The following is a 12,802-nucleotide window of genomic DNA, read 5'->3' as shown; positions in this document are numbered from 1 at the left end:
TGGATCTCCACGCAGGTGCGCGGAAGTGTCGGCACTCATGTCGGGGTCCCCGCGGCGGTGTCGGACGGAGGAGCGGAGCGGGGGAGGACGGGAGCGTCGTGGGGTGGCTCGAGCTCCCGGTCGAGCACGTCGGCCCAGTGGTCGAGGATGCGACGGCGCCGGCGGGCGTCGTCGGAGATGGTGTTGGCGAGCCCGAGGCCGCGGACGAGGTCGAGGGTGGCCTGGACGAGCTCGCGCACCCCGGGGCGGGACTCGTCGGCGCCGAGCGCCTCGACGGTGAGCCGGTGCGTCTCGCGGCCGACCCGCAGCTCGAGCGGCGCGACCGCGGCGTACAACGCCTCGTCGGTCCTCGCCGCCACCCACAGCTCGAGGGCGGCCGCGAAGACCGGCGAGCTGAAGTGGTCGCCCAGCACGGCGAGGACCGCACGCGTACGCCGCCGCCCGCCCGGCAGGGCCGCGACGGCGGCCGCGAGCTCGGCGCCGCGGATCTCGGTGAGGTGCTCGACGGCGGCGACGACCAGGTCGTTCTTGGTCGGGAAGTGGTGCAGCTGCGCCCCGCGGCTCACGCCAGCGCGCTCGGAGACGAGCGTGGTCGACGTCCCGGCGAAGCCGTGCTCGACCAGGCACTCGACCGTCGCCTCCAGCAGCCGCAGCCGCATCGCCCGGGTGCGCTCCTGCTGGGGCACCCGGGCGATGGGCGTGGACGGGGGGGTCACCTGCCCATCGTGGGGGCTCACGAACAAACAGTCAAGCCTGACTTTTATTGGTGGTCAGGAGCAGGTCCGGAGGCCGGCGCGGGCGACTCATCGGCCACCCTCATCCGTCCGCTCACAGGCCTGGCGGTCGGCGATGTGACCTCCCATCTGTAGGCGCCGGGCTCGAGTCCGTCCAGCACCAGGCGGCGGCCGCCCAGGCTCCGGACCACCACGCTGCGCACGACGCTGCGTTCCGCCGGTCCGCGCACCACGATGCGGACAGCGGCCGGTCGCTGCGTGGCCGTGCCGGCCCGCTCGGCCACCTCGGCGGCGGCCCCGCACGACCAGCGCGGCACTCCCCAGCGCGGCCTCGGACGGGCGCACCACCAGCTGGCGCGCGTCCTGCGCGGCGGCGGCCGAGCGTGACCGGGTGGACGGGCCGAGAGGGGGCGGCGCGGGGACGTCCCACGTCGGCGCGGACGCCGGCCGCCGGACATCCGGGTCGCCACCGGCGCCGAGACCGCCACCCACGACCGCAGCGGCGACGACGAGGGCCACCGCGGCCGTGGTCCACACCCCCGCTCCGGAGCCTCGGACGTCCATGGTCTCGGCGATACCCTCCGGCCGCCGCTCCCGCAGCCCCGTGGGCGGCGGTGGTGTCGGTGCCGGCGCTGGATCGGACGACGAAGCCCTCTCCGTCCGGTCCGGAGCCACTGCCAACCCCCCCAGGGCCAGGATCCTCGGCGACGGCGGGACGCCGCACGCGGGATCGAGGAGCGGCCCGATGGCGAGGGCGGCCTTGGCGGCGTCGAGCGCCTGGACCGAGTTGCCCACCGTGAAGGCATGCCGGGCGATCCGCTCGAGCGCGCGGACCCGCAGCTGCTCGATGTGCTCCCGCTCGGGAAGGACCCAGTCGTCGGACCACGCGGGCAGCAGCGGCTCCCCCACCAGCGCGGCGAGCGGCGCCCCGGCATCGACCCCGTGCATGGGCTGCTCGGTCAACCGGGCTGCCCGCCGCACCTCGTCCACGTCCACCACGACGTCCGGATGGAGTCCGATGTCGGTACGGTCGGCCAGGAGCAGGCCGGGACATCTCCGCTGGGTCTGCAGGACGGCGCGCCGGAGGCGGGCCAACGCTCGAGCGTGGGTGCTCTCGGGCCACAGGATGCCCGCGACGTGCGCCCGGGCGCTGCGTCCGGTCAGCCCCAGGAGCGCGGTCAGGCGTTGCTCGCGGTGTTCGAGCGGGACGTCGAGCCCATCGACAGACAACTGCCAGCCCCCCAGGAGACGCAGGCGCGCGCCGCCCGTGCCTGCTTCGCTTGCGTTCGGCATGTCTCCCACCGGAGCTCCGATCCTTCCCTGGGGTCTGCACCAGGTCTCCTACGTCACGGCCCGTCACAGCTGTGTCACGACGGGCTCTCCACCCCGACAACTCGGACGGTCGACACCCGTGCCCTGATACCCAGGCGTCGCGGACGGCGCCGGCTGTCTAGACCAGACCCGCGCGCCGACCAGGCGGTTCCTGGGCGCGCCAGCTGGGCTCGATCCAGCGTCACCGAGGTGCCCGGTCGGCATCACCCAGCGGCACAGAAGTGCCCGGTCACCTCAGTCGAGACGGGTGACCAGCGGCAGCCGGGAGCGCGCGGTGAGCCCCACGACGGCGGCGGTGACGAGCGGCAGCGCGACCACGAGCCCGAGGACGAGCAGCCAGGGCACGTCGAGGTAGGGCCCGCTGGCCTCGCCGGACGAGCCGAGCTGGTTGTCCGGGATGTAGGTCAGCGGCCAGGTGATCGCGATCCCCGGGATGAAGCCCACGACCGCGCCGAGCAGCGCGCCCACGAAGCCGACGACCAGGGCGTACGACGCCGCGATCCCGCGCCGCGTCCGGGGCGCGGCCCCCACCGCGGCCAGGGTGGCCAGGTCGGGCCGGGCGTCGGACAGCGCCAGGAACGTCGCGGTCAGGGTGCCGCCGAGCATCAGCACCCCACCCAGCGCGGCCAGGATCAGCTGGACCACCACGACCTCGTCGGGCGCCTGGTAGCCGCGCTCGACGTAGAGCGACGCATCCGCGGTGATCCCGCCGAGCGCCTCGTCGAGGTCGGTCTGGGCGTCCTCGTCCAGCCCGGCGTCCGGCAGGTAGATGCCGGAGGTGACGACGGGCCGGTCGAGCTGGTCGGCCAGGGCGGTCGGCACCAGGGCCTGGACGACCGGAGTGTCGTCACCGACGTTGACGTAGGTCGCCGGCCAGTCGAGCCGGCGGACCGTGCTCCCGCCGTCATCCGTCGCGTCGTACGAGTCCAGCCGGACCCGCACGGTGTCCGCGTCCGCGGGCCGCTGGGTGAAGACCACGGCCGAGCCCGAGGCGAGGGCTGACCCCGCGGCGGCCAGCGCGTCCCCCTCGAGGCCGGCGACGCCCGGCACCGTGTCGGCGACGACCAGGCTGCCGTCGAGGCGGCCGCCCCAGGACTCGAGGAGCGGGGTCCGGTCACCGGGCTCGCGGAAGTCCGTGCTGAGGTACGACCCGTCGGGGCCCTGCTGCTGCACCCCCCGGACCACCTCGACGTCGTCCACCCGCGCCCGCACGGCCGCCCCCACCTCGTCCCAGGTCGCGGCGGACACGGGCTCGGGCGAGCCGTTCATCGGGGCGCTCGGGAAGACGTTGACCATCGCCGCACCGAGGGGCAGCGACGGGGAGTACGACGCCTCGCTCTGCGCCTCGTCGGAGCTGACCGCGATGCCGAGCGTGACCACGCCGGCGACGGTCGCGGCGACGGCGGCGACCGCCGGGACGGTCCGGGTGCGGTGCCGGGCGGCGTCGCGGGCGGCGTACCTCAGTGCGAGCGGCAGCCGGCGGGCGAGCCGCGCGACGAGGGCGACCACGACCGGCACCACGAGGATCATCCCGAGCACCGACACGATCGCGGCGATCGCGATGAACCAGTGCCCACTGCTGGAGGCGCGCACGCCGTACGCCGACAGCGCGACGCCGGCGGCCAGGAGCAGGACCCCGAGCACGGGTGTCCGGGCGGACGGCGGCCGGTCGCCACGACGGCCGGCCAGCACCGCGACGACGTCCTGCCGCGACGCGATGTGCGCCGGCACCACGGCGGCCAGCAGCGCCGACAACAACCCGAAGACCGCGACCACCGCGACGATCCGCCAGTCGACGTCGAGCGGGCCGAACCACTCCCCCGACCAGCGCTGGGCGAGCGGAAGCAGCGCCCACCCGACCACCACGCCGAGCACGGCGCCCGCGAGGGCGGCCAGCGAGCCCAGCACGATCCCGGACGCGAGCACCACCCTCCGGGCCTGCCGCGGCGTGCCGCCGGTCGCGGCCATCAGGGCCAGGGAGCGAGCCTGTCGCCGGGCGCTGACGGCGAACGCCGGCCCGGCCAGCAGCACCACCTCGAGCAGCGCCATGGTGACGACCAGGGCGATGATCGCGAGCGCGTCGCCGTAACCGGTGTCGTAGCCCATCTGCTCGGCCATCTCGTGCACGGGCGGCGGGTCCGCCAGCACTGCGCGTGAGGTCACGAGCATGCCGGAGCGGTTGAGGGCGAGCACGTCCGACCACATCACCGCGTCGCCGTCGACGAGCCAGTCGACGTCGGGGGTGTAGTCGGCGAAGGCCGGCCCGAGGGCGTCCGGCAGCACGTCCACCGTGGCGGTGTCGCGGATGGTGGCGTGGACCCCGGAGCCGACCACCTCGAGCTCGCGGTCCCCGACCGTCACGGTGTCGCCCAGGCCGACCCCGCGCTCGACCAGCACGTCGTTGACCACGGCCTCGTCGGCCGCCTTCGCGGCCCGTCCGGCGGTGATCGTGAAGAGTCCGGCGGCGAGCGGGTCCCGCAGGTCGACCTCGCGGGCGTTGATGCTCACCCGCTTGTCCCCCAGCGGAATCTCCGTCCAGCCCTCGCGCAGCGTGATGGCCCGGACGTCGCCGAGGACGGCGGTGACGGCGTCGTACGACGGCACGGGGCCGGCGCTCTCGCCCTCGGTGCCCCATCCGCCGGCGCCGTAGTCCTCGGGGTCGGGCGACTGGAAGACCGCACCGCCGACCGGGCGGATCCTCGCCTCGGCGGCACCCATCCGCCGGTCGGCGCCCTCGATGCCGCTGACGTCGGCGGTGGCCTGCACGACCGCGGCTGCGCTCACGGCGAGCACCGGTAACGCGATCATCAGCAGCACCAGCAGGCTGCGACCGCGGGCCCGCAGCGCGTCGCGCCGGGCCAGCCGCAGCGCCGGCCGCCAGCCGGCGAGCCAGCCGCCCGACCGGCCCCCCGAGCGGCTCACCGGGCGACTTCCGGCGCGAGCAGGTCGTCGACCGGGTCGGCGCCCGACTCGTCGACCACGACGCCGTCGCGCAGGAAGACCACCCGGTCTGCCCACGCCGCGTGCCGGGCCTCGTGGGTGACGAGCACCCCCGCGGCGCCGGCGTCGCAGCGCGCCCGCAGCAGCCGCAGGATCTCCTCCCCGGTGTCGGTGTCGAGGGCGCCGGTCGGCTCGTCGGCGAGGATCAGCCGTCGCTCGCCCACGACGGCGCGCGCGATGGCGACCCGCTGCTGCTGGCCGCCGGACATCGTGTCGGGGAAGCGGTCCGCGAGGTCGAGGATGCCGACCTCCTCGAGGGCGGCCATCGCCAGCCGCCGGGCGGCGCGGGACTTCTCGCCGTCGAGCTCGCGGGGCAGTGCCACGTTCTCGACCGCGGTGAGCGCCGGGATCAGGTTGAAGGCCTGGAAGACGTAGCCCACCGACGTACGCCGCATGCGGGCGCGACCCGCGTTGCCGAGGGCGCCGACGTCCTCGCCCTCGATCCGCACCGTCCCGCGGGTCGGCTGGTCCAGCCCCCCGGCGAGGGTGAGCAGGGTGGACTTGCCCGAGCCGGACGGGCCCATCACGGCCACCAGCTCGCCGGCGTGGGCGCGGAAGGAGACGCCCTGCAGGGCGTGCACCTCGGTGTCGCCCTCGCCGTGGATGCGGGTCACGCCGTCGAGGTGCAGCACGGGCGCGCTCACCGGGTGCTCCCCGGAGTGGTCGTCGAGGTCGTTGTCGAGGTGGCGGCGACGTCGGGCGCCGCCGTCCCGCGTCGTACGCCGCTGCCGTCGACCGCGGCGCGCCGCAGCCGGGCCTCGCAGTGGTCGAGCCACCGGATCTCCGCCTCGGCGTCGAAGACGAGCGCGTCGAGGACCAGGCTCCAGGCGAGGTCCTCGGGCTGGTCGGGCTTGGCGGCCCGGCCCGAGCGCTTGAGCCGGGTGTAGTCCTGCAGGGCGGCCATGGTGGCGCTGCGCTGGCGCTGGATGAGGGTGCCGACGTCGACGCCGCTGACCGTCACGGCGAGCGCGAGCTTGATGGCCAGCTCGTCGCGCGGGGGCTGGGTGCGAGGCACCGGGGTGGTGAACCACTCCGACACCTCGACCCGCCCCGCCTCGGTGACGCGGTAGATCACGTGTCCGCCCTCGTCGGCAGCGCGGTCGGCCCCCTCGCCGTCCACCTGCCCGACGAGGCCGTCGCGCTCGAGCCGGGACAGGGTCGTGTAGACCTGCCCGACGTTGAGCGGCCAGGTCGAGCCGGTCCGTTGCTCGAACTCGGCGCGCAGCTGGTAGCCGTACATCGGCCCGTCCTCCAGCAGCGCCAGCATCGCCTGCCTGATCGACATCGCGTCTCCTCGCGGTGCGCCATCGGCCCCCGTGACCGATGGATACCGGGTATGTATACCACGTATGCATGGATCGTCGATCGGTGTGGACCGGAGTTTCGACTCGGGGCCGATGGGCAGGACTCGGGGGCGACTCCTCCCTAGGGTGTCGCCCAACCGACCCGCGGCGACCGACCGCGGGCCCAGACCAGCAGGGGGAAGAACCATGTCCAACTACGGCAACCCGCCGTCCGACCCGTACGGCCAGGGCACACCCGGCCAGGGCCAGGACCCCTACGGCCAGCAGCCGCAGCAGCCCTACGGCCAGCAGCCGTACGGCCAGGACTCCTACGGCCAGCAGCCCGGCTACGGCCAGCCCGCGTACGGCGCCCCGGCGGCGTACGCCTCGTGGTTCCAGCGCGTCGGCGCCTTCCTCATCGACCAGCTCATCGGCATGGTGGCGCTGATCCCCTACTACATCGGCCTCGTGATGACGGCCGGCTCGGTGCAGACGACCACCGATCCCACCACCGGCGCCGTCACCACCACGGGCGGTGGCGCGAGCGGCCTCGCGCTGCTGCTGATGTTCCTCGGCGGCGCGCTCTCCATCGCCTACTACGTGTGGAACTACTGCATCAAGCAGGGGCGCACCGGCTACACCATCGGCAAGGGCATCCTCGGGATCAAGCTGATCAAGATGGACACCGGCCAGCCGATGGGCGCCGGCCTGTCCTTCGTGCGCCAGCTCGCGCACATCGTCGACGCGATCCCCTGCTACCTCGGCTACCTGTGGCCGCTGTGGGACTCCAAGCGCCAGACCTTCGCCGACAAGATCATGAGCACCGTCGTCATCGAGCAGCCCAAGGGGTGAGCCGCTCCCCGCGGTCGTCACTAGGCTCAAGGCCTGACGGCCGCGGGGCGGTCACCACCCGAGGGAGACCACGCATGCGCGTCCACACGCGGCCCGGACGCCTGTCCGCGATCGTCCTGATCGCCGCGACGACCCTGCCCGGCCTCGCCGCCTGCGCCGCCGAGGCCGAGGCCGAGGTGGTCTCCGCACCGGCGGTGCGCGAGGCGCTCGTCGACCTGTACGCCGGGGGCCGCGCCGCCGGCGACGACCCCCGGGACGCCGAGTGCTTCGCCGACGAGCTCCTCGAGCGGGTCACCCCCGAGGAGCTGCGCGACGGCGGGGTGCTCGACGAGACCTTCGCGCCGCGTGCCGAGAAGACCGCCCTCGACCGTCCCGTCGCCGAGGCGTGGACCGAGGCGCAGATGGCGTGCTCCGACTTCGTCGAGCAGTCGACCCAGGCTCAGGAGGTCCTGACCAAGGGCCGCCTCGACGCCGGGGCCTACGAGACGTGCCTCGACGGTCGCCTGGACGAGAAGACGATCCGGGAGGCCACGACCGCCACCCTGATGGCCCGGCTGGACGACCCGGCCGTCGGCGAGCTCAGCGTCGCCCAGTCCGAGTGCTCGGTGCTGTCGGTCCCGCGCGGCTGACCCTGCCCGGCACCGCTCAGGCGGCGACGGCCACCACCACGCGCGCCCGCTGTGGCGCGTCCAGCCAGCGTCTCCGCGCACGTCGCAGCCGGACCCACGACCACACGAGGAACGGCACGGCCAGGGCCGGCACCAGCCACCAGGCCGGGGCCTGGGCCGCGGAGGAGAAGAGCATCGCGGTGAGCGTCGTGCTCACCGCCAGGCGGGCGGAGTAGCCGACCATCACGATCGGCGGCGCGGGGGTCGCCCGCGCCGAGGCCAGCTGCACCGGGAACGGGCGTCGGCCCGACCACGACATCGACACCGCCACCACCTGGAGCAGGACCACGACCAGGGTGGCCACCAGGGCCATCACCTCGGTGGCGCTCGGCACCCCGGCCCGCAGGGCGGCCAGCGCGACGGTCACCAGCGCGGCGGCCCCGAGCCACTCGGCGAGGGTGAGCGCCCGCGCCGCGAAGACGGTCTCCGGACCGACCGGCAGGCTCTCGCGCCACAGCGCGCCGCGCCCGTCGAGGCACCAGGCGTTGACGCCGAAGAGCAGCGCGCCGCCGCTGATGACGAGGGCCGGGAGGACCAGCACCTGCGTCCAGTCCATGCCGCCGCCCAGCGCGACGAGGCCGGGGCCGACCGCGAGGACCACGAGCCCCCGGCGCATCGGCACCGCGCGCCACACCGACGCCCGGTCGATGCGGCGCAGCACGGCGAGGTCGCTGGCGGGCAGCGGACGGGCCGGGTGGCTGCCCGACTCCACCGTGAGCTCCTCGCGCGGCGTACGACGCAGCGCGACGCCGGCGGGCAGCGCACCGACCACGACCGCGGCCGCTGTCAGGGCGACCAGCACCAGCACGACGGGCAGCGCACCGTCCCGGGCGGTGACCGTGTCGGCGAGGACCCGGGTGGGCGAGGCGTCCAGCAGCGGGAGCAGCCGGTCGGTCGCCTGCAGGCCGACGCCGACCGTGACGAGGACGACCGCGAGGCCGCGCACGACGGCGACGCCGTGCGGCGTGCGGCGGACGGTCTCGACGACCCAGCCGAGCACCTGGGCAATTGCGGTGGCGCACACGATCCAGGCGGCGACGACCACCTGGCCGCCCACCCAGCCGTCGGGGCCGGTGACCCGCGCGGTGATCCCGAGCAGCAGCCAGGCCTGGAGGAGCCACGCGAAGTTGAGGGGGGCCAGGGCGAGCGCCCCGAGGTGCTCGGTGCGGTGGCTGATCGGGTGGATGGCGGCCTGCTCGCGCGGGATCAGCTCGCGCCCGCCGCCCGAGGCCATCGACGACGCGACCGCCAGGGCCAGGAAGCCGGCCAGCATCGCGCCGAGGTGGTCGTCCAGGAAGGTGGCCCGGCCGGAGCCGTCGACGAGAAGCGGTCCCACGGCCGCGACGAGGGTGACCCCGAGCAGGACCAGGAGGGCGACGCCCGCGGCGCGCGGGCGGCGTACGGTCGCGGCGCGGAAGCGCAGCAGGTGCCGCAGGTCGGCGACGGCGTCCACCCAGCCGGCGAGACCCGGCTCAGTCGAGGAGCGCGCGGTAGGCATCGGCGCCGGCCTCCCCGCTCAGCTCGTCGGCGTCCATCGCGGCGACCTGGGCGCCACCGCGCAGGACCACGGCGGTGCTGCAGGCCTGCATGGCCAGGTCGCGGAGGTGGGTGGAGACGAGCACGCACGCGCCGCGGGCCCGGGCGTCCTCGATGACGGCGAGGGTGGCCTCGACGCCGAGCGGGTCGACGCCGTCGAAGGGCTCGTCGAGCAGCAGGACGTCGGGCTCGTGGAGGGCGGCGAGGACGACGGACAGCCGGCGCCCCATGCCGTGGCTGAAGCCGCTGGTGACCCGGTGCGCGACGTCGCCGAGCTCGAAGCGCTCGAGCAGGTCGCGGGCCCGGGCCTCCCAGACGTCGAGGCGGCGCAGGCGGGCGGCGAGCTGGAGGTGCTCCCACGGGGTGGCGCGCGGGACCAGACCGCCGACGTCGGGGCAGTAGCCGACCAGCCGCTTGACCGCGACCGGGTCGAGGGCCACGTCGACGCCGTCGACCAGGACCGTCCCCGCGGTGGGCGGGACGACGCCGGCGAGCACGCGCATGGTGGTCGACTTGCCCGCGCCGTTGCGCCCGAGCAGCGCGGTGGCGTGACCGGCGTCGGCCTGGAGGTCGATGCCGGCGACGGCCTCCACCTCGCCGAAGCGCACGTGCAGGCCGCGGACGTCGATGACGGGGGGCTGGCTCACCGGCTCATCCTCCCCGACCGGGCCGTTGTTGCGCGGCGAAATGCGGCGACCGGGCGCCTCCGAGCGCGCCGGCGGGGGCACTGGTCCGGACGGGCCAGTGTCACGGGGCGGGCAGAGGAGCACCATCGAAGAAGCAGGGAGACCGACGGAACCCAGGCCCACGCTGGGAGTCGTTGTGGTCATCCCACCGAGGAGGCCCTCATGGATCAGGACTCCATCACCTTCGGGCGGATGCCGGATCTCGGGGACCGCGTGTCCCTCCGCGACGTGTTCGACGCGAGCTACCGCAGGCTCGTGGTGCAGCTGTGCGACGTCACGGGCACCTTCGAGGAGGCCGAGGACGTCGTGCAGGAGGCCTTCGTCCGGGCGGCTGCGGCCGGCCCCCGGTTCCTGCGGACGGACACCCCCGAGGCACGACTGCGTGCCACGGCGTTCAAGGTCCACCGCCGCCGACGGCTCGCCGGGCAGCTCGGGCGGAGGACGTCGTCCCACGGTCGGAAGGACGCGTCACCCATGCCGCGGGTCGAGGAGCACATGCAGCCCGACATCGTGTGCCCCGACTTCCGCGAGATCCTCGGTCGCGGTGCACGCCGGCGGCTGCGTCGTACCCGGCTGGCCGGCACGGCGTACGGGCTCGCGGTCGTGGCGGGGGCGTCCGCACTGGCCGACCACGACACAGCCCCTCCGCCGTCCCCCGCGGCCCAGTCGGCCCATCCGACGGGCCTGCCGGAGCTGGAGGAGGTGGACGGCCGCATCCCACCCGGGCGCGCCGGCATGCCCGCGCTGGTCTCCGGCGCACCGACCACCGTGTCGGTGGCGATACCCGAGGACGGCCGCTGGCGGAAGGACCCGAACGGCGCCGGCATCTACTCGACCACCCGGAGCGGTGCAGCGTCGATCCACCTCGCGACCTTCCTCGTGGACGGCGTGGTCCGACAGCCGTGCCGGACGTCCGACGTCCCGGCGTCCCCCGGGATCCCTGCCGAGTTCGTGCGGCCCGGGGTGACACCGACCGCTCTCGGGGAAGCGATCGCCGGTCTTCCTCGCGCAGACGTGGTGGTGTCACCACACCCGGTGGCGGCGTGGGGCACGACCGCCGTCCACGTGCGCGTCCGGGTCCCACGCACGACGTGCCGCAACGGCAGTCCCCCGTGGACCTTCGACACCCGCCGCGGCGGTGAGCTCCTCGGCAACGCCCGCGCCCGGCTCGACCACTGGGTCGTGGAGGTCCGTGGGCACGCCGTGGTCATCGAGGCGGAGCTGCCGATGAGGCCGACTGCCGCCGAGCTACGCGCCATGACCGGGGTGCTCCACTCCATCGAGCTGCACACCGGGGAGGAACCGTGAGCGGGCACCAGGGCGTAGCCGCCCCGCCCCAGGACTCCGTCACCTTCGGGCGGAAGCCGGACCCCGAGGACTGCGTGTCCCTTCGCGACGTGTTCGACGGGAGCTACCGCCGGCTCGTGGTCCAGCTGTACGCCGTCACCGGCAGCTTCGACGAGGCCGAGGACGTCGTCCAGGAGGCCTTCGTCCGGGCGGCCGCTTCCGGGGGTCGCTTCCTCCGCGTCGACAACCACGAGGCCTGGCTGCGGACCACGGCCGTCAACGTCCACCGCAGCCGGTGGCGCAAGCTCCGCAACGGACGACGCGCGCACGAGCGGATGGTGCCGCCCCGGGACCCCGGGGACCTCGAGGACCACCTCGAGATCATCGCCGCGCTCCGGGCGCTCCCCGAGCCACAGCGCCAGGTCATCGCCCTGCACTACCTGGCCGACCTCCCCGTCCAGGAGATCTCCGAGGAGCTGGGCATACCGATGGGGACCGTCAAGTCACGACTGAGCCGAGGACGCGATGCGCTCGCCTCCCTGCTCGACCAAGCCGAAGGAGGCGCCGGCCATGTCTGAGCGACTGTTGACTGCGTTCCGCGAGGAGGTGGAGCGGACGACCCAGGTGCCAGCATTCGAGCTGATCGAGTCGGCTGGGCGTGCACGGCGGCGACGCCGCCACGCGATCGGCGGAGCGGTCGCCGCGTGCCTGCTCGCCGCCACCGGGCTCGTGGTGTCGCAGGACGGCGGGTCCCCGGACCCGCAGCCGGCCGGGGACCCCGACTCGAGCTCGAGCACAACACCCTGGCCGGGTCCCACGACGAGCACTCTGGAGGAAGGGACCTACGACCTCACGCCCTTCGCCGACGTGATGCTCCCGGCCGCGCGGGTCACCGTCCCGGACGGTTGGAACGCGGCGCAGTGGGGCCCGGACCGCTTCGCAGGCGTGGGACCGGCGGGGGCCGACAACGAGCAGGCCCTGCGTGACTCGCCGTGGTACGCCGCGTTGGCCACCACCAAGGTCGAGCTGCTGACCCGGAGCAACTGCGCCTGGGTCGACCTCATGGGGGCAGACACCGAGGAGGTGCTGGCGGCACTCGGGGATCTGCCCCGCCAGGAGGTGACCTTCGGCCCCGAGGACGTGACCCGGTTCGGTCGTCCCGCCGCCCACCTGAGCCTGCGGGAGACCAGCCGTGCGCCCCAGTGCCCCCGCGGCTCGATGTTGGATGGCACCGAGGGCCGGATCGGCCAGCTGGGCGTGGGTGGCATCTACGAGCTCTGGCTGGTCGACGTGGAGGGCGAGCACCTCCTGGTCGTGGCGGGCTGGACGCGGAGCACCCCGCGCAGCGTGGTGGAGGAGCTGCTGGACATGGCCGCCTCGATCGAGCTGCGCCCGCGCGAGCTGCCCTGGCGGGAGTAGGGGTG

At 74.7% G+C, this 12,802-nt stretch carries 12 protein-coding genes; 5 read left to right on the top strand and 7 right to left on the bottom strand.

Going from position 1 to position 12,802, the window contains the following annotated elements; translation table 11 throughout:
* Positions 1–35 precede the first annotated feature (35 nt).
* From ASG88_RS21015 to ASG88_RS23655, 5 genes are all read right to left on the bottom strand, one after another.
* Positions 36–716, bottom strand: coding sequence for a TetR/AcrR family transcriptional regulator (locus tag ASG88_RS21015; RefSeq protein ID WP_321163839.1), 681 nt, complete (start codon positions 714–716; stop codon positions 36–38).
* Between the two features lie 87 nt (positions 717–803).
* Entirely contained in the window at positions 804–2,027 is a 1,224-nt protein-coding gene (locus ASG88_RS21010; protein WP_056889410.1) for a BTAD domain-containing putative transcriptional regulator, read from the bottom strand.
* Between the two features lie 273 nt (positions 2,028–2,300).
* Positions 2,301–4,988: an FtsX-like permease family protein gene (locus ASG88_RS21005; protein WP_056889409.1), complete on the bottom strand. Its 2,688-nt coding sequence runs from the start codon at positions 4,986–4,988 to the stop codon at positions 2,301–2,303.
* Complete coding sequence (locus ASG88_RS23660) at positions 4,985–5,710, bottom strand: ABC transporter ATP-binding protein (protein WP_056889408.1); 726 nt, start codon at positions 5,708–5,710, stop codon at positions 4,985–4,987. The genes ASG88_RS21005 and ASG88_RS23660 overlap by 4 nt, the downstream gene beginning before the upstream one ends.
* Positions 5,707–6,351: a PadR family transcriptional regulator gene (locus ASG88_RS23655; protein WP_056889407.1), complete on the bottom strand. Its 645-nt coding sequence runs from the start codon at positions 6,349–6,351 to the stop codon at positions 5,707–5,709. Before ASG88_RS23655 ends, ASG88_RS23660 begins: the two co-directional genes overlap by 4 nt.
* Before the next feature lie 205 nt (positions 6,352–6,556).
* On the opposite strand from ASG88_RS23655, the gene ASG88_RS20990 reads away from it, so the two are divergent.
* Both ASG88_RS20990 and ASG88_RS20985 read left to right on the top strand, forming a co-directional pair.
* Complete coding sequence (locus tag ASG88_RS20990) at positions 6,557–7,201, top strand: RDD family protein (protein ID WP_056889406.1); 645 nt, start codon at positions 6,557–6,559, stop codon at positions 7,199–7,201.
* A 74-nt stretch (positions 7,202–7,275) separates the two neighbouring features.
* Positions 7,276–7,830, top strand: coding sequence for a hypothetical protein (locus ASG88_RS20985; RefSeq protein WP_056889405.1), 555 nt, complete (start codon positions 7,276–7,278; stop codon positions 7,828–7,830).
* A 16-nt stretch (positions 7,831–7,846) separates the two neighbouring features.
* Here ASG88_RS20985 and ASG88_RS20980 read toward each other — a convergent pair whose 3' ends face one another.
* On the bottom strand, positions 7,847–9,367 hold the full coding sequence (locus tag ASG88_RS20980) for a hypothetical protein (RefSeq protein ID WP_056889404.1): 1,521 nt from the start codon (positions 9,365–9,367) through the stop codon (positions 7,847–7,849).
* A complete protein-coding gene (locus tag ASG88_RS20975; RefSeq protein ID WP_056889403.1) occupies positions 9,342–10,052 on the bottom strand; it encodes an ABC transporter ATP-binding protein in 711 nt (236 codons plus the stop codon). Before ASG88_RS20975 ends, ASG88_RS20980 begins: the two co-directional genes overlap by 26 nt.
* Positions 10,053–10,253: 201 nt before the next feature.
* Here ASG88_RS20975 and ASG88_RS20970 point away from each other — a divergent pair, with 201 nt between their 5' ends.
* Genes ASG88_RS20970 through ASG88_RS20960 form a run of 3 tightly spaced genes read left to right on the top strand, consistent with a single transcriptional unit; the run spans position 10,254 to position 12,797 of the window.
* A complete protein-coding gene (locus ASG88_RS20970; RefSeq protein ID WP_056889402.1) occupies positions 10,254–11,399 on the top strand; it encodes an RNA polymerase sigma factor in 1,146 nt (381 codons plus the stop codon).
* The gene (locus ASG88_RS20965) at positions 11,396–11,956 is read left to right on the top strand and encodes a SigE family RNA polymerase sigma factor (protein WP_235534946.1); all 561 of its coding nucleotides are present in this window, start codon (positions 11,396–11,398) and stop codon (positions 11,954–11,956) included. The genes ASG88_RS20970 and ASG88_RS20965 overlap by 4 nt, the downstream gene beginning before the upstream one ends.
* Positions 11,949–12,797, top strand: a complete 849-nt coding sequence (locus ASG88_RS20960; protein WP_157559871.1) for a hypothetical protein — start codon at positions 11,949–11,951, stop codon at positions 12,795–12,797. Before ASG88_RS20965 ends, ASG88_RS20960 begins: the two co-directional genes overlap by 8 nt.
* Positions 12,798–12,802 lie beyond the last annotated feature (5 nt).

Origin of the sequence: Nocardioides sp. Soil777 (assembly GCF_001428425.1) — a bacterium.
GTDB lineage: Bacteria > Actinomycetota > Actinomycetes > Propionibacteriales > Nocardioidaceae > Nocardioides > Nocardioides terrigena.
The sequence above is the reverse complement of the archived record's forward strand: the minus strand, read 5'-3'. Positions and strand labels throughout refer to the sequence as shown.